At 60.8% G+C, this 21,105-nt stretch carries 19 protein-coding genes; 10 read left to right on the top strand and 9 right to left on the bottom strand.

Translation table 11 applies throughout. The features are described from left to right. Positions 1-125: 125 nt before the first annotated feature. Complete coding sequence (locus ATY78_RS24650) at positions 126-1,292, bottom strand: cysteine desulfurase family protein (RefSeq protein WP_088684929.1); 1,167 nt, start codon at positions 1,290-1,292, stop codon at positions 126-128. Positions 1,293-1,510: 218 nt separating this feature from the next. Between ATY78_RS24650 and ATY78_RS24645 the strand changes: the two genes are divergently transcribed. The 3 genes from ATY78_RS24645 to ATY78_RS24635 all read left to right on the top strand — a co-directional run bounded on the left by ATY78_RS24645 (position 1,511) and on the right by ATY78_RS24635 (position 4,946). Next, a complete protein-coding gene (locus ATY78_RS24645) occupies positions 1,511-2,188 on the top strand; it encodes an alpha/beta hydrolase (protein WP_088674274.1) in 678 nt (225 codons plus the stop codon). Positions 2,189-2,333: 145 nt separating this feature from the next. Further along, the gene (locus ATY78_RS24640) at positions 2,334-3,500 is read left to right on the top strand and encodes an acyltransferase (RefSeq protein ID WP_088684928.1); all 1,167 of its coding nucleotides are present in this window, start codon (positions 2,334-2,336) and stop codon (positions 3,498-3,500) included. 171 nt (positions 3,501-3,671) lie between these two features. Then, complete coding sequence (locus tag ATY78_RS24635; protein WP_088684927.1) at positions 3,672-4,946, top strand: hypothetical protein; 1,275 nt, start codon at positions 3,672-3,674, stop codon at positions 4,944-4,946. A 167-nt stretch (positions 4,947-5,113) separates the two neighbouring features. Here ATY78_RS24635 and ATY78_RS24630 read toward each other — a convergent pair whose 3' ends face one another. Further along, a complete protein-coding gene (locus ATY78_RS24630) occupies positions 5,114-6,232 on the bottom strand; it encodes an anhydro-N-acetylmuramic acid kinase (RefSeq protein ID WP_088684926.1) in 1,119 nt (372 codons plus the stop codon). 128 nt (positions 6,233-6,360) lie between these two features. Between ATY78_RS24630 and tyrS the strand changes: the two genes are divergently transcribed. Beyond that, positions 6,361-7,617, top strand: a complete 1,257-nt coding sequence (gene tyrS / locus ATY78_RS24625) for a tyrosine--tRNA ligase (protein WP_088684925.1) — start codon at positions 6,361-6,363, stop codon at positions 7,615-7,617. Positions 7,618-7,695: 78 nt separating this feature from the next. Here the strand turns inward: tyrS and ATY78_RS24620 are convergent, their stop codons facing one another. Together ATY78_RS24620 and ATY78_RS24615 are read right to left on the bottom strand one after the other, a co-directional pair. After that, positions 7,696-7,980 carry a hypothetical protein gene (locus tag ATY78_RS24620; RefSeq protein WP_088684924.1) on the bottom strand — a complete coding sequence of 95 codons (285 nt, stop codon included), beginning with the start codon at positions 7,978-7,980 and terminating at the stop codon, positions 7,696-7,698. Between the two features lie 128 nt (positions 7,981-8,108). Continuing rightward, positions 8,109-11,513, bottom strand: coding sequence for a DUF3971 domain-containing protein (locus tag ATY78_RS24615; protein ID WP_088684923.1), 3,405 nt, complete (start codon positions 11,511-11,513; stop codon positions 8,109-8,111). A gap of 124 nt (positions 11,514-11,637) precedes the next feature. On the opposite strand from ATY78_RS24615, the gene ATY78_RS24610 reads away from it, so the two are divergent. The 5 genes from ATY78_RS24610 (at position 11,638) to ATY78_RS24590 (ending at position 16,465) form a co-directional block, all read left to right on the top strand. Further along, a complete protein-coding gene (locus ATY78_RS24610; RefSeq protein ID WP_088684922.1) occupies positions 11,638-12,108 on the top strand; it encodes a peroxiredoxin in 471 nt (156 codons plus the stop codon). Then, complete coding sequence (locus ATY78_RS24605; RefSeq protein WP_088684921.1) at positions 12,105-12,932, top strand: ferritin-like domain-containing protein; 828 nt, start codon at positions 12,105-12,107, stop codon at positions 12,930-12,932. Before ATY78_RS24610 ends, ATY78_RS24605 begins: the two co-directional genes overlap by 4 nt. A 105-nt stretch (positions 12,933-13,037) precedes the next feature. Beyond that, entirely contained in the window at positions 13,038-14,354 is a 1,317-nt protein-coding gene (locus ATY78_RS24600; RefSeq protein ID WP_088684920.1) for a M23 family metallopeptidase, read from the top strand. A gap of 157 nt (positions 14,355-14,511) precedes the next feature. After that, entirely contained in the window at positions 14,512-16,011 is a 1,500-nt protein-coding gene (locus ATY78_RS24595) for a DEAD/DEAH box helicase (protein WP_088684919.1), read from the top strand. A gap of 7 nt (positions 16,012-16,018) precedes the next feature. Next, entirely contained in the window at positions 16,019-16,465 is a 447-nt protein-coding gene (locus ATY78_RS24590; protein WP_088684918.1) for an NUDIX domain-containing protein, read from the top strand. Here ATY78_RS24590 and ATY78_RS24585 read toward each other — a convergent pair. The 5 genes from ATY78_RS24585 to ATY78_RS24565 all read right to left on the bottom strand — a co-directional run bounded on the left by ATY78_RS24585 (position 16,434) and on the right by ATY78_RS24565 (position 19,838). Then, entirely contained in the window at positions 16,434-17,156 is a 723-nt protein-coding gene (locus tag ATY78_RS24585; RefSeq protein ID WP_088684917.1) for a TfuA-like protein, read from the bottom strand. The two genes, ATY78_RS24590 and ATY78_RS24585, sit on opposite strands and share 32 nt — an antisense overlap. Then, positions 17,153-18,349, bottom strand: coding sequence for a YcaO-like family protein (locus tag ATY78_RS24580; RefSeq protein WP_190237520.1), 1,197 nt, complete (start codon positions 18,347-18,349; stop codon positions 17,153-17,155). The genes ATY78_RS24585 and ATY78_RS24580 overlap by 4 nt, the downstream gene beginning before the upstream one ends. 119 nt (positions 18,350-18,468) lie before the next feature. Next, entirely contained in the window at positions 18,469-18,822 is a 354-nt protein-coding gene (locus ATY78_RS24575; RefSeq protein ID WP_141105671.1) for a hypothetical protein, read from the bottom strand. A gap of 171 nt (positions 18,823-18,993) precedes the next feature. Then, positions 18,994-19,311, bottom strand: coding sequence for a TfoX/Sxy family protein (locus ATY78_RS24570; RefSeq protein ID WP_088684915.1), 318 nt, complete (start codon positions 19,309-19,311; stop codon positions 18,994-18,996). Positions 19,312-19,343: 32 nt separating this feature from the next. Then, entirely contained in the window at positions 19,344-19,838 is a 495-nt protein-coding gene (locus ATY78_RS24565) for a flavin reductase (RefSeq protein ID WP_088684914.1), read from the bottom strand. 180 nt (positions 19,839-20,018) lie between these two features. On the opposite strand from ATY78_RS24565, the gene ATY78_RS24560 reads away from it, so the two are divergent. After that, positions 20,019-21,101 carry an ABC transporter substrate-binding protein gene (locus tag ATY78_RS24560; protein WP_088684913.1) on the top strand — a complete coding sequence of 361 codons (1,083 nt, stop codon included), beginning with the start codon at positions 20,019-20,021 and terminating at the stop codon, positions 21,099-21,101. Positions 21,102-21,105: the final 4 nt, after the last annotated feature.

The raw sequence follows: 21,105 nt of genomic DNA, 5'->3' as shown, positions 1-21,105 counted from the left end.
AGCGTATGAGGCAACTTCTTGCCCTGATGTCGGGCAACTGTCTTGCCCTGATGTAAGAGGCCAAAAGGGACTTTTCAGCCCGATTGGCAAGCAGAAATTTGCGTTTCCGCAAGTTTATGATGCGGTCAGGCCGCCTCGCCGGCCGACCTGCGCCGGCAGGCGATCTTCGCGAAGGCAGCAATCGCCCTGTCGATATCCTCTTCGGTCGTCGAGAAACCGAGCGAGATGCGCAGCGCCCCGAGCTTGGCGTCGCGCGCCATGGCCGTCAGCACATGGCTTTCGCCGACCTTGCCCGATGAGCAGGCGGAGCCCGCCGAAAGGGCAACGCCTTCGAGATCGAAGGCGATTTGCCCGGTCTCCGCCTTCAGGCAGGGAAGCGTGAAGAAAATCGTGTTGGCGACCCGCGGACCACCGGCGCCGTGAATGATGACATCGGGCGCGGCAGCGCGCATGCCGGCTTCCAGCCTGTCGCGCAGCGCGGCGATCGCGGCGTTCCGTTCGCCGAGATCCTGCAGCACGGTTTCGGCTGCGGCTCCGAAGCCGATCAGAGCCAGCGAATTCTGTGTCCCCGAGCGGTGACCTTTCTCCTGCCCGCCGCCGCGGATCAGCGCCTTCGGCATCAGCGCCTCGCCGCGCGCAATCAGTGCACCCGCACCCTTCGGCCCACCGATCTTGTGGGAGGAGACGATGATGAAATCCGCGCCGATGCGCTCGATCTCGATCGGCAGACGGCCGGCCGCCTGCACGGCGTCGACGACGAAGAGCCCGCCATGGGCGCGCACGATCCTGGCCGCTTCTTCGACAGGCTGGACGATGCCCGTCTCGTTGTTGACGAACATGATCGCCACCATGGGAAGGCCCGTCGATTTGTCATGGGCATCGAGAAGTGCGGCCAGCGCGTTCAGATCGACGATACCGGCATCCGTCACCGGAATCTCGGTCATGCGGTCCTTCGGGAACCGGCCTCCCTCCCGGACTGCCAGGTGCTCGACGGCGGAAAAATAGAGATGGCCGAGCTGAAGCGGCGTGCGGCCCATGCGAAAATCCGGCGTCAGCACCAGATTGGCGGCCTCGGTCGCGCCGCTGGTGAAGACCACATTGCCGGCATCCGTGCCTGCAAGCGCCGCGACCTTGCGCCGCGCGCCCTCGATGGCGGCGCGGGCGGCGCGGCCTTCGCCGTGGACGGAATTGGGATTGCCGAAGATGTCGATGGCGCGCATGATCGCCTCGCGCGCTGCGGGGTGCAGCGGCGCTGTGGCATTCCAGTCGAGATAAAGGCGTGGCGGCGCCATGATCTTCAGTCCTGCGCTTGACGAGCTTGCTTCAACACCCGCGGCTCATTTTTCTTGAAATTTCCGCCGGGCTTGCCTTATGACACGTTCCACGAAGCCGTGGATCGCCATGCAAGTTTCGAATTGTTCTAAACTGCGTTTTAGAAAAGCTGACAACCCGAGTCAAGTCATGTTGTCGTCCAACGCAGCGCGAACGCGAAATAAAACCCGGAGTACCAATGCCCGAAGTTATTTTCAACGGCCCAGCCGGCCGTCTTGAAGGCCGCTACCAGCCCTCCAAGGAAAAAAGCGCGCCCATCGCTCTCATCCTGCATCCGCATCCGCAGTTCGGCGGCACGATGAACAATCAGATCGTCTACCAGCTCTTCTACATGTTCCAGAAGCGCGGGTTCACGACGCTGCGCTTCAATTTCCGGGGCATCGGCCGCAGCCAGGGCGAATTCGACCACGGCGCCGGCGAATTGTCGGATGCCGCCTCCGCGCTCGACTGGGTGCAGAGCCTGCACCCCGATTCCAAGACCTGCTGGGTCGCCGGCTATTCCTTCGGCGCCTGGATCGGCATGCAGCTTCTGATGCGCCGGCCGGAGATCGAAGGCTTCATGTCGATCGCCCCGCAGCCGAATACCTACGACTTCTCCTTCCTGGCGCCCTGCCCCTCCTCCGGCCTGATCATCAACGGCGAGGCCGACAAGGTGGCGCCGGAAAAGGATGTGAACGGCCTTGTGGAGAAGCTGAAGACCCAGAAGGGCATTCTCATCACCCATCGCACCGTTTCCAACGCCAACCACTTCTTCAACGGCCAGGTGGAAACGCTGATGGGCGAATGCGAGGACTATCTCGACCGTCGCCTTAACGGTGAACTGGTGCCGGAGCCCGCCGCCAAGCGGATTCGCTGACACCACAGCGCGAGCCCGCCATCCCCGGCGAAGGCGATCCAAGACGCGACCGGCACAGCTGTGCCACAATAGATCATCTACCGTGTTGCAATGCATGTTGCAGTGCGGTAGGGTCCTCGCAATCCTAACTAAAGCGAGGTCCGCAATGACCAAGTCGTTCGGGGAAATCCTGGATAAGTATAGGGGTATCGGTCCGGGGTTCGATTTTCTTCGAATAGGACTCGCCTTTTCTATCGTACTCACTCATTCTTTTTTGCTGACTAGGAATGATGCCTTCATCAGGGGCTCGGTATTCTGGTTTACCGAATATGCTCTTGTTCCGATGTTTTTCGCTTTGAGCGGATTCTTGATCGCCGGCAGCGCTCAGCGTCTGAGCCTGCGCAACTTCCTGATCAATCGCGGATTGCGCATCGTACCGGCTCTTGCCGTCGATATCGTCGTCTGTTCGCTGATCATCGGGCCGATCGTAACGGTCGTCTACCACGCCGAATATTTTACCGACCCGCGGTTTTTCAAATACTTTTTGAACATAGTCGGCTGGATCCACTACGAGCTGCCGGGCGTATTCCAGGACAATCCGAGCCAACGCGTCAACGGCGCCCTCTGGACGGTTCCCTGGGAGATCTTCTGCTACATCATCATGTCGTTCCTGATGATCACCGCCATCATCAAGACGCGCTATAAGCTCGTCGCCGTGCTGATCGCGTATGTTTTCATCGGCCTCGTCGTGCAGAAGATGCCATATCTGTTCCCGGGGTCGATCAAGCCAGTCGCCCGCTTCCTGTTCATGAGCCGCGGCTCTCAGCTGATAACGGCTTTTCTGATGGGCATTGCCGTCTTTCAGTTCAAAGCGGTCATTCCCTATTCCCGCTGGCTGTTCGCCGCCGCCTGCCTCGCCTGCCTCGTCGCCATTTTCACGCTCGACGGCCGGTCGGTCGAGTCGGTGATCAACCGGCCCATCCTCATCACCGCCCTCGTCTACATCACCATCTTCATCGGCCTCGCGGAGGTTCCGATTCCTGCCTTTTTCAGGAAGGGCGACTATTCCTACGGCGTCTATCTCTACCATGATCCATTCCTGCAGATCTGGATCAGCTCGTTGCCGTCGGTCTTTCTCTATCCGAAATACGGTGCGCTGGCGCTCTACCTCGTCGGCCTGCCGTCGGCACTCGCCGTCGCGGTGCTGTCCTGGCATTTCATCGAGAAACCGATCCTCGGGCTTCGCAAGAAGTTCTCGTTCATCGCCCAGGTCAGGGGCGTGGAAGATGGCAATCAGGGCGGACGGGTCCGGCCGATCGCCGTCAAGAGTTAGCTCCGACATCCGAAACTTTCATGGCCCTGTGTTACGGGGCCATTTTTTGTATCAATTCACAATAAATCCGCTTTGAAAGCGCGGTAGCAACAGTGCAAGGTTTCTTGAGGTTGTCGATTCTCTCTACGACGAGTTATCCGATTGAGAGATTGTCAGATATGGACCGGTTGAATGTCGCTGACCCCGAGAGAACTTCGTAACGAGATCATGGACGGACTTCGTTCGCTTCGTTTGACGTTCGACCGAAAAGCTACTCCTCTCGAATTGGAAGACCGAGTTCGATTAGCAGGGACCGCCGAGCGCATTCGAGTGGTAGCTCGCCAGTCGTCAATGGGGACATCCCGTTTTTTCTTCAAAGACGAACTGTCACTTCTGCTTAACCTCCTTCGAGAATTGCGAGAATTAGTAGCCAGCCAACCCGCCCTAAGCACAATATCTGCGGTTGCAATTTCACAATCTGACAGAACGACCTCAGCTAGGTTCATAAAGGTCGGAGTGACTAACTACGACCTCCTAGACTTCTTGGTTAATACTATTGAGGAAATCCCACCGCTGAGCGTGGTCGATGCCAAAGACATCCAGCTAGCCTTTGATGGCGAGCCTTCACGGTCTGCGAAGATCTATCTGGCGAAGGTGGTGCCAGAACAAAAAATCTCCCCCGTGCATTTCGACATTTCAAATAACGTGCTGAAGATCGAGCACTTCGAAAATAAGGCCAAGCTGGAGGATGTCGATAACATCTTTGCGGCACGCACAGCCTTAATTGAACAGGGCCGGAAAGTGCTGGATGAGCTTGGGCGATCGAATTGCGACCGTCGCTTTTTGTCCGATGTCAATGCTTTGCAGGAAAAGCTCGAAACTTCTCAGGACATCATTCAATTAGGGATCTTGAATATTTCCTGCGAAGATCAACGCAGGCAGGTCGAAGCCGAACTCCCAGAGGTCGTCGCAAGCAAACTTAGATCACATTTCGGAACGATCGCGATGTATGTCGCTCAGTTCCAAGACTGGGCTCGGTTTGCCGAGAACGCGGCTGCTGTTGAATTGAATGAGGCTGACGTTCGACGATCGCAATCGATCGCTCTCGAAATTGCCACTAAGTTCGATGAGATGCCGGAAACCGTCAGTACTGAAGTCCCCACAACAATTCGCCTGCTTAGCCACGCGATCTCAGATCCCGCTCGCGCCAGCAAGAGGGTATCTTTCGCCCTTGTACGGACGATCGAGAACCTCTTCATCCGTATCTTCGGGTACGCGGCTAAGTTCGTGGACGAGAGTGCGAGTAAATTGATCTCTGTCGGGTCAAAGGCCGTTGCCATAGGGTTTGGGGCCGCAATACTCGACTATGCTGGCAGGCTGGTATCAATCTATGACAAGCTGCCAGGAATGGGCTGGTTGAAACCGGCTGTCGAGATTTTTCATAAGTTCCTCGTCAACCAAGGCTGACCGTTATTCACGCCACTCAATGTACCAAGCTCAATAACGCGTAGCTGGCTTCACGGTGCGTTTCCAAAGGGTCTGCAATGGTGTTGCACCGAAGGTTGTCTAGTGGTTTTAATTTCGCCCCAACGGTTTGGCTTAGCGCGGCGTCTTCAGGATGCCCTGCTCGCGTGTCATGGCGCTGCCAACGCTCCGCCGCTGACCGGGGCGCCCACCCCCGTCGTGCCGGGAAATGTCAACGGCAGACCGTCCAGCGAACGCACGGCGAGATAGGCCCAGGCTTCCGCCTCCATCGCGTCGCCGTCGAAGCCTGCCTCCTCCGCGCTCAACACCCGCGATCCCCGCCCTTCGGCCATGGCCGAAAACTCCGCCATGAGGGTGCGGTTCAGCCGCCCGCCGCCGCAGACGATATAGATCGACGGGTTCTCGGGCAGGAAACCTGCGGATTTGATGATCGATGCGGCTGCGACATGCGCCAGCGTGCGCGCGCCGTCTTCGAGGCTCGCCTCATCAGGCCGAAGCGGCGCGAAATCGCCGCGATCGAGCGACCGGCGAACATTGCCGCGGAAGAACGGGCTTTCGAGATAACGTGCCGCAAGCGCTGCGACGACCTTGCCGCGCCCGCCGATTTCACCGCCTGGATCATAGGTTCTGCCGGTCTGCATCTCCACCCACTGGTCGATCAGCGTATTGCCCGGGCCGCTGTCGAAGGCCGATATCCGGCCGTCCGTGCCGATGAAGGTCAGATTGGAGATGCCGCCGATATTGACGAAACAGACAGCCTCTCCCGCCTGCTGGAATTTTCCCGCAAGGGCAGCATGATAGGCCGGCACCAGCGGCGCGCCCTGCCCGCCATGCGCCATGTCGTTGGCGCGCATATCGTAGACCACGGATATGCCGGTTCTCTCCGCAAGCTCCCGCCCGTCGCCGATCTGGATCGTCAATCCTTCGTCCGGCCGGTGAAGGACCGTCTGGCCATGGAAGCCGAGCACATCGACGGCATCGGCAGAAAGCCCGAAACGCTCCAGGAATGCCGTAACGGCAGCTGCATGACGCAAGGTCAGCTCAAGCTCGATCTCGCGAAGCTCGGCCGGCCTTTCGTTCCTGTCGCTCAGCGGGCGCCCCAGTTCCAGCGCCCGTTTGAGCCGTTCGCGAAAGGCAACGTCATAGGGTACGCCTAGAAACGGCCCGCGTTCGATGAAGCCGCGGCCGTCGGTCTTGATCAGCGCAACGTCGATTCCGTCCATCGACGTGCCGCTCATCAGGCCGATCGCGGTCCTGATGACATCCATGAGGCTTGCCTCCCATGCGATTCCCGGATGCACTTTTGTAAAAACAGTGCTAAACGCGCCGCGACAGATCAACAACAACGAAGTTGCGCGAACCCATGGGCCAGCGCAGACACCAAGAGACGAAAGCCATGTCAGAGTTCAAGTCCGATTTCCTCCGCACGCTGAAAGAGCGCGGTTTCATTCATCAGGTCTCTGATGAACGCGGCCTCGACGATCTCTTCGCCAAGGAAACCGTGACGGCCTATATCGGCTACGACCCGACGGCATCCAGCCTTCACGTCGGCCATCTCACGCAGATCATGATGCTGCACTGGCTGCAGGCGACGGGCCACCGCCCGATTTCGCTGATGGGCGGCGGCACCGGCATGGTCGGCGATCCCTCCTTCAAGGAGGAGGCCCGCAAGCTGATGACGATCGAGACGATCGAAGAGAATATCGCCTCGATCAAGAGCTGCTTCTCGAATTACCTCGATTACAACAAGCCCGGCAGCGCCGCCCTGATGATCAACAACGCCGAATGGTTGCGTTCGTTGAACTACCTGGAGTTCCTGCGCGATGTCGGCCGCCACTTCTCGGTCAACCGCATGCTGTCCTTCGACAGCGTGAAGACGCGTCTCGACCGCGAACAGTCCCTGTCCTTCCTGGAATTCAACTACATGATCCTCCAGGCCTACGATTTCGTCGAGTTGGCCAAGCGTTACGACTGCCGTCTGCAGATGGGCGGTTCGGACCAGTGGGGCAATATCGTCAACGGTATCGATCTCGGTCACCGCATGGGGACGCCGCAGCTTTACGCCCTGACCTCGCCGCTGCTGACGACGTCTTCGGGCGCCAAGATGGGCAAGTCGGCTTCCGGCGCGGTCTGGCTGAATGCCGACCTGCTGCCCGTCTATGACTTCTGGCAATATTGGCGCAATACCGAGGATGCGGATGTGCCGCGTTTCCTCAAGCTCTTCACCACCCTGCCCATGGACGAAATCGCCCGGCTTTCGGCCATCGGCGGTTCGGAGCTGAACGAGGTCAAGAAGATCCTCGCGACCGAGGTAACGGCGATCCTGCACGGCCGCCCGGCCGCCGAGCAGGCCGCCGAAACCGCGCGCAAGACCTTCGAGGAAGGCGGGCTTTCGGAAAACCTGCCTTCGGTCGATATCCCGGCAGGTGAACTCGATGGCGGCATCGGCCTGCTCTCGCTGATGGTCCGCGCCGGCCTTGCCGGCTCGAACGGCGAAGCCCGCCGCCACGTACAAGGTGGCGCTGTTCGCATCAACGACGAGGCGGTCAGCGACGAACGCCGCCTGATCGGCAGCGGCGAAATCACCGCTGACGGCGTCATCAAGCTCTCGCTCGGCAAGAAGAAGCACATCCTGATCCGCCGCGCGGCGTAAGGGCGTTGCCGCAAGGCTGAAATACGCAACGCGCCATTTCCATCCCGGAATGGCGCGTTTGCATGCGCAGTGAAGCAATTACCGCGTTCCCTGCCGGTAGGTCACATCATTTGGCGCGCTTTCGCGCAACAGCCGGCTTGGCGGATCGATGCCCGGCGCGGGCGTCACGCGTGACCACCAGCTGATCGAGAAGATCGGCGCAGTGACCGTTGCGTCGAGGGGAACCGTCAGCATGTGATCGGAGCGGATGCTTTCCGGCGGCTTCAGCCGCCCACCCTTCTCCGCCGAATAGGAAACCTGCTGACTGATCGCGACAGCGATCATGGCGGCCGATGCAAAAGAGACTGTCCGGGCGCACTTCATGGCGTTCTCCGCCGGCCCTCGTTTCCAGGCCGAGACAGCATCTTATATCAGATTTCACTAAAACAATCTGGCATCGATGACGAAATTGTCGGCCAGCTCGGAATCGCGTTCCGTCCCGCTTCCCTATCTCACTGAAACTCGAAGATCTGCCGGAAGACGCCAGGCGCGATGATCGACAGCGGGTTGATCTGCAGGTTCGGCTGGTCGAACTTGCCGGTGAGCTTGAAAGTGATGCCGATCAGGCCGCGGTCGCTGCCGTTGCCGAGGATGACGCCGATCAGCGGCAGTTCGGCGAAGAGACGATTGAGGCCGTAGGCCGGCATGAAGGTGCCGGTCATGTCCATGTTGCCCTTGCGGTCGCGCACCACACCCTGGACGGTTGCGCCGATCTGGTCGCCGCGCAGCACGCCGTTCTCGATGCCGATCATGCCGCCGCGTGAAACGATGCGGGCAAAGGCTCGCTGGAAGCGCTGCGACGAAGTGTCGATATCGCGTTTCACCGCCTCGTTGAGGCTGCGCTGCTCATTGCCGACAGGCGTCGAGACGATCGAACGCAGGCGTTGTTCGTTGACGATCGAGAAGCGGCGGACGTCGAGCGAGCCATCCCATCCGCCCTGCGCCCCCAGCCGGATCGCGAGATTGAGGAGGCCACCCTGCATATGCTGATAGAGATCGGCAAAACGCGATACCGCGCCGGCATCGCCGCTGGTGATGTTGATGACGCCGCCGTCCTTCATCTGGCTGACCACGGCTTCGCCGCTGTCGGTAATGCCGGAGAAATTCAAGGTCTGCAGCTTGTCGCCACGCAGCGACACCTGCGCCTGGAAATTGCCGACCTTCTCGTCGTTGAAGCCGATGACGTTTTTCAGCTTGGCGCGCACCGATACGCTGGTGTTGTCGCCATCGCCATCGCCCTCCTCACCGCTGTCCGAGCCGGATTTCAACCGCGCGATGACCGGCCGCGCGTCGGCGCTGTCGCCGGAAACGGAGACGTCGAAACTGCCCTTGCTGCGCTTTACCGAAAGGGCGAAATCGTCGAGCGAGGAGAGCCGCACGCTATCGAAATCCGCCGAGATAAGACCGGTCTTGCCAACGTTCAGCGATCCGCTGGCGCCGAAACCGTCACCTTTCAGCCGGAAATTCTTAATCTGCGTATTTTCGGGCGGGCCGGACATCTCGAATTCGGCGGAAGCGGAAATGCCGCCGCCTTTCGACCAGCCGATCCAGGGCAGGTCGAGCATCGATTTGGTGAGATCCAGCTGAACGTTCTGCCGGTCGTCGTCTATCCGCGTCAGCACCATCTTCAGGTTGCCCCTGACGATATCGGAAAGCCCGGGCATCACCTTGCTGCGCTGGTCGTCGGAAAGCGTCGCCGTGATCACGCGCTGACGCTCGACGCCGGAGGATGCCTCGACCGGCTCGGTCAGATCGATATCGGCGGGAATGCCGTCAATCTCGCCTTTTGCATCGAGCGTGATCTGTTTCGGATCGCCGTTCAGCACACCGCTGACATTGCTGATCGTGCGGCCGGAAAACGGCTTGGCAAGATCGACGTCAGCGAGCTTCATGGCAGCCTTCCACTCGGCCGGCGGCGGGTTTTGCGACGAAAGCAGCCCGAAATGCGCCTTCACATTCGCATCGATATGCCCCTTGAAATCGTCGGGCGTGAAACCGGCGCGCTGCAGCACCCGGATCGGCTTATAGGTCAGGAGTTCGCCGATGGCGTCGGCCGCTCCCGATACAGCAAGATCGATATCGGCCATCAGCGGTTTGTCGTAGGCGGAAGGTATGACGAACGTTCCCTGGCCGAGACCGACGGACCGGCCGGAAGGGAAATAGGACGTGCCGCTCTTGATCCCGATCGTCGCGACGGGGCCGATCAGGTCAAAATGCGCCGCCGTGTCGCGCAACGGCGGAATGTCGCCGGCGACGTTCATCCGCGCCCCCGCAATGTCGAAGCCGATACGGATCTGGTTGGCGTCGAGCTTCAATCCCTTGCCGCCGGCAGCCTCATCCAGCCTGCCGAAGGGAATGAAGACTGAGATGGAAGCGTCGGTGACGGTGCCGCCGAAGAGGTTGCCATGCACCCAGGTGCGCACCTTCGGCGCCATCCAGAATGGCCAGAGCTGCTTGATCGCCGTCGTCTGCAACTGCGGCGATTGGCCGGCGAAACTGATCTCCGGCGATTTGTCGCCGAGCTTGACATGCAGCGATCCGAAAAGCGCGCCGAGCGGGCTGGAGACGGTCATGTTCGGAAACTGGAAGTCCCGGCCGGCGACCATGTAGCGCCCGGTCGCCTGAATGTCGAAGGAGAGCGGCTGCTCGCCGGAGCCGCTGGGGGCCGCCGTGCCGCCGCTGACGAGCAGGTCGATGCCAAAGCCCTTGCCGGCCTGCGGATCGAGCTTGTCGAGATCGATCAGCGCGCCGTTGAGGGGAAGCGTGGTCGCGCCGAACCGGATGCTCGATTTGCCGATCTCGAGTGTCTGCTTGGCGAAATCATAGGTCAGATTGATTTGCCCGCCGGACAGTTCCTGCGGATCGCCGTCGGCATAGATCAGCCCTGGATCGACGCCGATCGTCGCCGCGAGCGCCGGCTCGACGCCATCGCGCGCCCTAGTGGCCGACACCGTCAGGTCGGCAAAGGTATTGAGCCCCTGCCGGATCACGCCCTGATCGTTGCGTTTGAGCGTAAAGGGCGTGAGGTCGGCATGCCTGAGCGTCGCCACTACCTTCGACACATGACCGTCCACTTTCTCGGCCAGCACGTCGATCTGCGCCACCTCGCCGTTGAGCGCGACATCGCCGCTCAATTGCAGTGAGGACGGGCCGGCATGGGCAAAGACGAGATTGTCGACGACGAGCGAAAGCGGTCCGTTGGCGGTGTCGGCGAGCTTGATGTCGATGCCTGATATCCGCACCGAACTCGTCGAGCCGCGCGTGACGATGCTGTCGAACATATCGAATTGCGAGAAGATCCTCTCCATCGCCGCCGGCATGGCGTCGATGCGCAGATCGTCGAGTTTGACGGGATTGCCGGAGGGCAGAAGCGCCGTATCTAGGGCGATATCCTCCGCCTCGATATCGGTGACGGCGATGCGGCCGCGGAAAAGCTGCAGCGGGTCGAGCGCCAGGCGCACCGAGCCCGTCGTCGACACGTGCTGGCCGCTCTCCTTGTCGATCATGTTGACATCGCGCGCTTCCAGCGCCAGCCGCAGGCCCGAGGTGAAGCGGATGACGGTGGAACCGACCTCGGCGCGGTAGCGTGGCCCGGCCGCGCCGTTCAGTGCCGCCTGCGCCTGCTGCGACAGCGGCTTGTCGAACATGCCGCTTTCGACGGTGAAGACGATGGCAGCGAGAATGAGGAGAATCAGTCCGAGAAATATCGACGTCAGCTTCGCCGTGCGCCGCATCGGCGAGCGCGGCGGCGGGCAATGGACGATGATCGGATCCTCGGCCTGGGCGGACGGCAAGCGGTCCAGCGCAACGATATCCTTCTTGCGAAACGTGACCTTTTCGCCGCGGATGGCTGACATGCGCCCTCGGGCTCTCCCTTAAATGAAGAATTGAACCCGGCCATGCTGGACGGGTTTCCGTCCAATATATAATTCGGGGAGAGAGTGTGTCATCCACAAACCCGGCAAAAGAAAGGTTTTCATAATGGCGGTTCCCGGCATCGGTGCCATGGCCCCTGATTTCAACCTCCCCCGCGATGGCGGCGGCCGTGTTTCGCTTGCCGAGTTCCACGGCAAACCGCTCGTGCTGTTCTTCTATCCCAAGGACGATACCACCGGCTGCACGGCCGAATCACTGGCTTTCACCGCGCTCGCGCCCGAGTTCGAAGCGGCAGGCGCTGCCGTCATCGGCATGTCGCCCGATTCGGCCGCCTGCCATGACAAATTCGTCAGGAAGCATCGTCTTGCCGTGGCGCTCGCCTCGGATGAGGAGAAGACCACGCTGCAGGCCTATGGCGTCTGGAAGGAAAAGAGCATGTACGGCCGCAACTTCATGGGCGTCGAGCGCACCACCTTCCTCATCCGCCAGGACGGCACCATCGCCACCATATGGCAGAAGGTGAAGGTACAGGGCCATGCCGAGACCGTGCTCGAGGCGGTGAGGAACCTGGCGTGACCGGAGAGCTGGCGATAACCTCGCTGCGCGGCGGCGCGATCGATGCCATCCGCGCCGCCGATCTCGACCGCAAGACGGCGCTTGCACAGGAAAGCGCCACCCGCTGGTTTGCCCGCCGGGTGTCGCTGCGCTCGCCGCTCGACGCCACGCTGCCCGAAAGGCCGGGCCGGCCGGAAAAACCGGTACTGACGCCGCCGACCCAAGTGGAGAAGCGCTCGCTGCATACGCTGAAAGGGCGGATCGCCCTGCTCCACGCCATCGCCCATATCGAGCTCAACGCCGTCGATCTGGCGCTCGATATCGTCGCACGATTCGCCAGCGAACAGGTGCCGAATTCCTTTTTCGACGGCTGGATGCAGGTCGCTTTCGAGGAAGCGAAGCACTTCCGCATGGTGCGCGCCCGGCTGAACGACCTCGGCGCCGACTACGGCGATCTGCCCGCTCATGACGGGCTCTGGCAAGCCGCCCATTCCACCCGCAACGATCTCACGGCAAGGCTCGCCGTCGTGCCGTTGATTCTCGAAGCCCGCGGCCTCGACGTCACGCCGTCGCTGCAGGCGAAGATGCGCGAGACCGGCGATCTCGAAAGCGCCGCGGTCCTCGATGTCATCTATAACGACGAGAAAGGCCATGTCGCCGTCGGCGCCAAATGGTTCCGCTTTCTCTGCGCCCGCGAGAAACGCGATCCGGCAAAAGCCTTCCAGGAGCTGGTGCGCGCGAATTTTCGCGGACCGCTGAAGCCGCCCTTCAACGATCTCGCCCGCGCTGAGGCCGGGCTAACGCCGTCCTTCTACCGCTCATTGGCTTCGATCAGCCACGCCTGACGTGATTGATTTTCTAACGTAATCGGCGACCGCGAAAGCATTCATTAACCATAAGCGTGTCTAATTTTCCGAAAGAGGCGTAGAGCATCAATCGGGAGAGCCTGCGTGAACAGCGGACATCAGCACCGGGTATTCGGCAAGCGGGCTCAGGAACACATTCTCATCCTGGCAAGCGGTGACAAGGTCCGCCACATGACGGTCCGGCCGTGGATGGGCGCCCTTGCCTTCTGCTTCGTCGGCGTCTTCTCGATCGGCTATCTCCTGGCGACATCCTATCTCGTGCTGCGCGACGACCTGATCGGCGCGACCATGGCCCGCCAGGCCCGCATGCAGCACGATTACGAAGACCGCATCGCCGCGCTCCGCGCCCAGGTCGACCGTATCACGTCGCGCCAGCTTCTCGACCAGCAGGTGGTGGAAGACAAAGTCGACAAGCTGATGGAGCAGCAGATGGCGCTCACCTCACGCCACGGCAAGCTCGACAACCTGCTCGACCGGGCCGAAAGCTCCGGGCTGACGGATAAGGACGGCGCGCCGTCTTCGCCTGTGCAATCCTATGCGCCGGCCATCAAGGACAAGCGCGCTTCGCTCGACCGCGGCGGCATCGAGGCGATCGAGAAGCAACTGGCAAGCGGCGCACCGGCCGACGCCACGCCCGACAATACGACGCTTGCCTACGTGCCCGCCACCGAGACTGTGGGGGATCGCGCCGACCGCATCTTCTCCAAGGTGACGCTGTCGCTGAAGGATGTCGAACAGGCCCAGCGAAACCGCGTCGAGCAACTGACGAGCGACGCCGGCAACGCCGCCAACGCCATCGAGAGCGTGCTGACCCGCTTCAAGATCCCCATGCCCGAAGCGGCTGCCAAGCAGGACGACGAGGATGACAGCGCCGTCGGCGGCCCCTATGTCGAGCCGGAGAGCAATGACGAGTTCAACAATTCGCTGGTCGCCCTCGACGGCGCGCTGACGAGGCTCGAAGCCGTGCGCAGCACCGCCGAATCCCTGCCCTTCCGCAATCCCGCCGTCGGCAAGGAAGTGACGAGCCCCTTCGGCAACCGGCGCGATCCTTTCCTCGGCCGTTTGGCGCTCCATTCCGGCATCGACTTCCGTTTTGCGCCGGGCGAAAAGATCCGCCCGACGGCGCCGGGCAAGGTGATATCAGCCGGCTGGACAGGCGGTTACGGCAATATGGTCGAGATCGACCATGGCAACGGCATATCGACGCGTTACGGTCACATGTCCGAGGTCCTGGTCAGGGTGGGCGATACTGTCGGCCGAAGCGACGTCATCGGCCTTGCCGGCAGCACCGGCCGTTCGACGGGCACGCATCTGCATTATGAAGTGCGCCAGAATGGCCGGGCCATCGATCCAGTATATTTCATGAATGCCGGCCTTAAACTCGCCACCTATATCAAGTAATACCCGCCCGGTAACCAAAGCTTCACTCTGCATGGGGTGCGGCCTCTCTATTTCTTGACTTGCCGGCCATTCGGGGCTATGTCGCGCTGCATTGCGGCATGCAATCCCGCCGACTCGCTCAGAGCTCGGCCGAACCGGAACGGAAACAGTTTTCCCTTTGACGACATTCGCTGACCTTGGCTTGAGCCAAAAAGTGCTATCGGCCGTTGCCGATGCGGGCTATTCGATCCCCACGCCTATTCAGGCGGGAGCCATTCCTTTTGCGCTCGAACGCCGCGATATTTGCGGCATCGCGCAGACCGGCACCGGCAAGACGGCATCCTTCGTTCTGCCGATGCTGTCGCTTCTGGAAAAGGGCCGCGCCCGCGCGCGCATGCCCCGGACGCTGATCCTCGAGCCGACGCGCGAACTCGCTGCGCAGGTCGCCGAGAATTTCGAGAAATACGGTAAGAACCACCGCCTCAACGTCGCCCTGCTGATCGGCGGCGTTTCCTTCGAGGACCAGGATCGCAAGCTCGAACGCGGCGCTGACGTGCTGATCTGCACACCCGGCCGCCTGCTCGATCATTTCGAGCGCGGCAAGCTGCTGATGAGCGGCGTCGAGATCCTCGTCATCGACGAGGCCGACCGCATGCTCGACATGGGCTTCATTCCCGATATCGAGCGCATTGCCAAGCTCATCCCCTTCACCCGCCAGACGCTGTTCTTCTCGGCCACCATGCCGCCGGAGATCCAGAAGCTCGCCGATCGCTTCCTGCAGAATCCGGAACGCATCGAAGTGGCAAAGCCCGCCTCGGCCGCAAAGACCGTGACGCAGCGTTTCGTCGCCTCTCACAGCAAGGACTACGAAAAGCGCGCGGTTCTGCGTGAACTCGTCCGCGCCCAGACCGAGCTGAAGAACGCCATCATCTTCTGCAACCGCAAGAAGGATGTGGCCGATCTTTTCCGTTCGCTCGAGCGCCACGGCTTCTCCGTCGGCGCCCTGCACGGCGACATGGATCAGCGTTCCCGCACGACGATGCTGCAGAACTTCCGTGACGGAAATCTCCAGCTTCTGGTCGCCTCCGACGTCGCTGCTCGCGGCCTCGATATTCCCGATGTCAGCCACGTCTTCAATTTCGACGTGCCGATCCATTCGGAAGATTACGTCCACCGCATCGGCCGCACCGGCCGCGCCGGCCGCTCGGGCGCCGCGTTCACCCTCGTTACGAAGCGCGATACGAAATTCGTCGACGCGATCGAAAAGCTGATCGGCGAAAATGTCGAATGGCTGAACGGCGACCTGACCTCGCTGCCGCCAGTGGAAGAAGGTAAGGACAGCGACCGTCCGCGCCGCAACGGGCGTGACCGTGGCGACAAGGATCGCGGTCGCGGACGCGGCAAGCACAATGGTGCGAGTCATAAATCTGACAACGACATACAGGATAATGACGTCCAAGTGATCGCAGCAGCACCAGCAAGGGCCGAAGTCGTGAAAAACGAGCGCAAAGCAGAGCAGAAGCCGCAAAACAATGCGCGCAACAACCGGCCTTACCCGGCAAACGATGACAGCCGCGACCGCCGCCGTCATCGCGATCACGACGACGGCCCGACCCCGGTCGGCTTCGGCGACGATATCCCCGCCTTCATGCTGATCGCCGGCAGCGCCAAGGTCTGAGCATCCGATGGGCAAGCCCGGTCTCGATTTTCCGGGCTTCGGCGTCGGCCTGGTGATTCTGCGCGACACCAAGGTTCTGCTTTACAAACGTGTGAAAGCGCCGGAAGCCGGCTATTGGAACATTGTCGGCGGCAAGGTCGATCATATGGAGCCGGCCGAGCAAGCGGCGCGCCGCGAGGCCGAAGAAGAAACCGGCCTCAAAATCGGACGGATCGAGCGAATCGGCATGACCGAACAGATCATCGATACCGACCGCCAGCACTGGATTTCACTTCTCTATCTCGCCTGCGACGTCGAGGGCGAGCCGCAATTGACCGAACCCGACAAGCTTTCCGATTTCGGCTGGTTTGCCCTGACGGATTTGCCGCAACCGCTGTCGGCTTTCACCAAGGCGGCGATAGCGGCTTTGCCGGCCGCCGATGCTAGGATTTTGGCTGCAAGCGGGGAAACGTGAAATCCCAGAAGCTCGTTGCCTCGAATGTCCAGTTGAATTGAGGAACGAAGCGTCGATCGGCTGCCCCTATGACGGCTTCGACAAGGAGCTGCGCATCGAGCAGCTTCTGATTGACCGCATTTGCGCGCAGCACGGCCAGCACCTCTAATGCCCGGACTTCATCCGAAATGGATGACATCACCAGCTGCCTGTAGGTCCGCTCCTTGAAGAAGATCGCCTTGGCGGCCGCCAGCAGCTGGTCATGCTCGGAAGCCGTGATCAACGAGAGATGCAAGCATCTCGAAAGGGTCGCACGGACATTGACGAGAGGTTCGCTGAGGGGAAGGAAACCCATTTCAGCCGGCGCGTGGGATTGTGCGACATCGGCGTCGTTCTCCAGAGCGCCGCTCATGTAGCTGTCGAAGATTTCACCGATACCCACCATGCCGAATGCGGCACATTCCGCCGCTCTCAAAGCCCCCATGCTTGCGGCCCCGAAGATGTGAACGCCTTGGGCCAGCCCAAACAGGATCTCCTTATGCCAGATGGCGGGAACGTATTCATAAACCCCGTCGACAAGCCCGATGACGGTAGCGCCATCCTGAATGGCTTTATGAAAATCTCCCTGCCTGGCGGGCGGACGCAGCTGGTAGTCTGCGTTTGACGGCAGATGTGCGCCATAGAGCGTGGGACCTGCGAAGATCACCTTCATCTTGATTTCATGATCCTCTTCAGCGCGCGGGGGCCGAACCTTCGTTTGCGTCTCCCATCTGGATTTTCCAGCTCAGGAACCAGGACTTTCGCAACGCTGAAATCATTCTCTCCCGGATTGAGGTGGACGACGATTGCCGACTTCACTCCCACCGCTTTCAGCTTGCCGATGACGCCCTGCAGCATGTCGTTCAGCGTTCCCACCATCACATTCTGCGGCGGAGTATAGTTGTTCGGTTCCAGGAGGAGCGCGTCATGCAGGTGGTCTGGAAGCGGCCGCGCAAATGTGTCGGGATGGATGTCGTCACGGGAGCCGCTGATATAGGTCAGCCGCGACTGGGCCGCTTCGGTGACGGCCCTTATCGCTGCGCGTACCGGATTCGGATGCGCCCCGGCTCCATATGTCACCTCGATATAGCGTAATGCAATTTCGGACGGCGCGGTTGGGGCCATGAAGGCTTCGAAGCAGGGAACGCCGACATCGCTTGTCGTGTCGAACATCTGAAGCCGAAAACCGGCATCGCGTACCCGCTGGGCAAGGCCGCTGAGAACAGGATCGCCAATCGAATCGACATCGATGCAGCGACTTCCTTTCTCCTCCTTCGAGGAGAACTGCGAGAGCACTTCGGCATCGCGCTCAATGCGCTCCAGCAAGCCGTGGAAAGTCGCTTCCAGGAGTATGTTGCCGGACGCCAGACCGTCGGATGACTGCCAGAATCTGTTCGCTCTCGTATCGTCCAGCACGACGGCTTCACGAGGAACCCAGACATCATGTTCGGCGATCAGGTCGTATCCCGACATCCAGGCAATCGTCTCGTCGGGCTGTATTTCGTGCCCGCCAGCCGAAAGAAGACCGGCCAGAGGATCGGCTGAAAAACCTTCGAATGCCAATTGCCGAATGCTTGTCAGCCGGGCCTCGATTTGCGGATTTCCGGCGACAGCTCGCTCCAAGGCCTCCATGGCCGCCGACACCTTGGCGTCTATGTCGTCAATCCCCTTACCTTGATTGATGACGATGGAGCGTGAATTGGGCGCAATGGCGTTCCAGACGGGAATGCCGATCCTGTCGAGATCCGTCAGGCGAGCAAGGCGTGTTATTCCATGCTTGGAAAGCGATGGCGCAATCCGCGCCATCGTCTCGTTCGGAGAACAACTGCGATCTGAGTAAGACGTCAACGGCTCGTCAGACATCATGCGGCTCGACCGAAACCGGACCGGACTGCGAACATTTCGCGGCCCGCGACGGGTCGATCATTCCACGCGCAGCCTACCTGAAAGGGCGACGTCCTTCGGTTCCGAGCGGACCGCGACATTTATCTCGGAGTTTTGTAGTAATGCCCTGAGAAGGCGCCGTCTTTCGGCTCAAAGGCTACAGCGACATCCACATCGGGGGTCTTGTAGTAATGACCGGAGAAGGCAGCGTCTTTCGGCTCAAAGGCTACAGCGACGTCCACATCGGGGGTTTTGTAGTAATGACCGGAGAAGGCGACCTCCTTCCGTTCGAAGCCGACGGCGACGTCAAGATCCGTTTCAAATTTATCGGCGTTGTCGCGGGCGGAGATATAATCTTCGCGGTTACCGTCCATCGCGGTGACGGTGCCTGCCTCGAAGTCGACCAGCCAAAGACCGGCTTCACCTTTTACGCCCAGAATCATCATTTTAGACATGCAATTTCTCCTCTAAGGGGATGGCATCAAATAGACTGGAACAATAAGAAATACGGCATTGACGGCGCACCATATCATTGCGCCGTGCGATTACAAAGCGCCGCCGAATGTGTGAAATTACCAAGGCAAAATGCCGCGGGAAGGCGTAATAGGCGGCCACGGATGGAGTAGTCATTCAGCGCGCAGCGCTGCCTCATAGGCAAGCCGCACCCATTTCGCCATCAGATCGGGATCGTCGTAGGCCTCTTCGGGGATCGACCAGTAGGGCATTTTCACGGGCTTGCCCTTCTTGCCCTCATAGGCCCATTGCGTGGCCCCGGCGGCGGCAAACTCCGGGGCGGTCGTCTCGTCGGCTTTCAGCAGCATCTCGTCGCGCACTTCGACGGCGATGATCCGCCCGAGATGATAGATGCCCTTGCCGCCGAACATGCGCTTGATCGTGACCGGCCCGAGCCCCTGAAACATTTCCTCGATCCCGGCATTGTCCATGCTCTATCCCCTCGAAATCCAGGCCGTTCCTATCAGAGCGTATGATAATCCCGGTTCATATAGATGAGCGCCGGGTGCTTTTCGCTGAAGCGGACGGCGGCGACCTCACCGAAGATGACATTGTGCGTCGGCATTTCCTTGATGTCGGTCACACGGCAATCGAAGGCGGCCAGTGCATCGGCGAGAACCGGCGCGCCGGTGAGGAGCGTGTCGAAACGGGCGCTTGCGAAACGGTCGTGATCGGCAAGCGCCGTGCGGCCGGAAAAGGCGTCGGCAACGCCCTGATGCTGGGCGCCGAGCGTATTGAGCACGAAGATGCCGCTGCGGAAGAAGATCTCGTTCTTCGGGTTGGTGTTGTTGAGGCAGATCAGCACCGATGCGGGATTGTCCGAAACCGAGCAGGCGGCGGTAATGGTGACGCCGCGGCGCATACCCTCCATCGCCGTGGTCACAAGTTGCACATGGCCGGCATAACGGCTCATGGCATCGCGATAAAGGCCAGGGTCGATATGCTGCCTGTTCAACACCTGCTTCTCCCGTCCGCTTTTATGCCTGGTTCGTCTTGCTATCGCGCCAATATGGCGAGCATCGGTTACGTTTTCTACAATAGGATCAGTGAAAAGCACCGTGTTGCGCTTGTTTTTCTTTGACGATCGCGGCCTTGCGGATAAAAGGGCATGGACGATGGCTAGGGATCTCCGCCTTTCATGATCAACCTGCGTGGCATAGCAGCCTTTCTGGCGCTGCTGGTAGCGGCGGCGCAAGGCCATGCGGCCGGCGTGACGATCGGCGTCGTCGCTCCCCAGGGCGGCCCGCTCGCGCTTCTCGGCGCACAGATCGCCGCCGGCGCCGGTTCCGAGATCCAGCAATCCGGAAATACGCTCGTCGCCATCAATGAGACCTGCGAGGACAATAGCGGCGCGGCGGTTGCCGATGCGCTCGTCAATGCCAAGGTTCAGGTAGCCGTCGGCTTTCTCTGCAGCGAGACGCTGGAAGACGCGTTGCCGAAGCTGAAGGACGCCAATATTGTCGCGATCACCGTCTCGGTACGTTCACGCATCCTGATGGAGGATGCGCTGAAAAACGGCTGGCCGCTCTTCCGCCTTGCGCCCGCCGACGGCGCCGAAGCGGCAAAGATCATCGAGGTGATCCTCAAGAACTGGGCGGCAGACCCGATCGCCCTGATCGAGGACGGCACCATCCATGGCCGCGAACTGACGGAAGCCGTGCGCAACGCGCTGGAGCAGAACGGTCTGAAGCCTGTTTTCACCGACACCTATCGCCCGGGACAGGAGCAGCAGATCGCTCTCGTGCGCCGCCTGAAACGGGCCGGCGCCACCAGGGTCTTCATCGGCGGCGACCGCAACGACGTCTCCGTCATCGCCCGCGATGCCAAGGCGGAGAACATCCCGCTCTCCATTCTCGGCGGCGATGCCATGCGCGCCGCCAATCAGCCGCTGCCGCTCACGGACGGCGTGCGCGCCGTCACGCTGCCCGAATATGCAGTGCTGCCGGAAGGCGCGGCTGCGGCCGAGGCCCTGCGTGCCAAGGGCGTCGAGCCGGAAGGTTATGTCCTGCCCTCGATGGCGGCAGCCCTCATCGCCGGCCAGGCTGCGCAAGCCGCCGCCCAGGCGGGCAAGCCGCTCCAGGAGACGCTTGCCGGCACCACATTCCAGACGCCGATCGGCGCCGTCGCCTTCACCGGCGGGCATGAACTTTCGCAAAATCCCTACCGTCTGCTCGAATGGCGAGGCAGCGGCTTTTTTCCACCTGCCGCGCCGACGCAATAAGCAC

The sequence above is a fragment of the Rhizobium sp. R635 genome (assembly GCF_002211285.1).
Lineage (GTDB): Bacteria > Pseudomonadota > Alphaproteobacteria > Rhizobiales > Rhizobiaceae > Rhizobium.
Note: the sequence above shows the minus strand (reverse complement) of the source record. Positions and strands in the feature narration are given on the sequence as shown.

Coding starts and splice junctions, on each gene's coding strand:
- ATY78_RS24650 (WP_088684929.1), bottom strand. CDS start 1,292: ATGGCGCCGCCACGCCTTTATCTCGACTGGAATGCCACAGCGCCGCTG.
- ATY78_RS24645 (WP_088674274.1), top strand. CDS start 1,511: ATGCCCGAAGTTATTTTCAACGGCCCAGCCGGCCGTCTTGAAGGCCGC.
- ATY78_RS24640 (WP_088684928.1), top strand. CDS start 2,334: ATGACCAAGTCGTTCGGGGAAATCCTGGATAAGTATAGGGGTATCGGT.
- ATY78_RS24635 (WP_088684927.1), top strand. CDS start 3,672: ATGTCGCTGACCCCGAGAGAACTTCGTAACGAGATCATGGACGGACTT.
- ATY78_RS24630 (WP_088684926.1), bottom strand. CDS start 6,232: ATGGATGTCATCAGGACCGCGATCGGCCTGATGAGCGGCACGTCGATG.
- tyrS (WP_088684925.1), top strand. CDS start 6,361: ATGTCAGAGTTCAAGTCCGATTTCCTCCGCACGCTGAAAGAGCGCGGT.
- ATY78_RS24620 (WP_088684924.1), bottom strand. CDS start 7,980: ATGAAGTGCGCCCGGACAGTCTCTTTTGCATCGGCCGCCATGATCGCT.
- ATY78_RS24615 (WP_088684923.1), bottom strand. CDS start 11,513: ATGTCAGCCATCCGCGGCGAAAAGGTCACGTTTCGCAAGAAGGATATC.
- ATY78_RS24610 (WP_088684922.1), top strand. CDS start 11,638: ATGGCGGTTCCCGGCATCGGTGCCATGGCCCCTGATTTCAACCTCCCC.
- ATY78_RS24590 (WP_088684918.1), top strand. CDS start 16,019: ATGGGCAAGCCCGGTCTCGATTTTCCGGGCTTCGGCGTCGGCCTGGTG.
- ATY78_RS24585 (WP_088684917.1), bottom strand. CDS start 17,156: ATGAAGGTGATCTTCGCAGGTCCCACGCTCTATGGCGCACATCTGCCG.
- ATY78_RS24580 (WP_190237520.1), bottom strand. CDS start 18,349: ATGATGTCTGACGAGCCGTTGACGTCTTACTCAGATCGCAGTTGTTCT.
- ATY78_RS24575 (WP_141105671.1), bottom strand. CDS start 18,822: ATGTCTAAAATGATGATTCTGGGCGTAAAAGGTGAAGCCGGTCTTTGG.
- ATY78_RS24570 (WP_088684915.1), bottom strand. CDS start 19,311: ATGGACAATGCCGGGATCGAGGAAATGTTTCAGGGGCTCGGGCCGGTC.
- ATY78_RS24560 (WP_088684913.1), top strand. CDS start 20,019: ATGATCAACCTGCGTGGCATAGCAGCCTTTCTGGCGCTGCTGGTAGCG.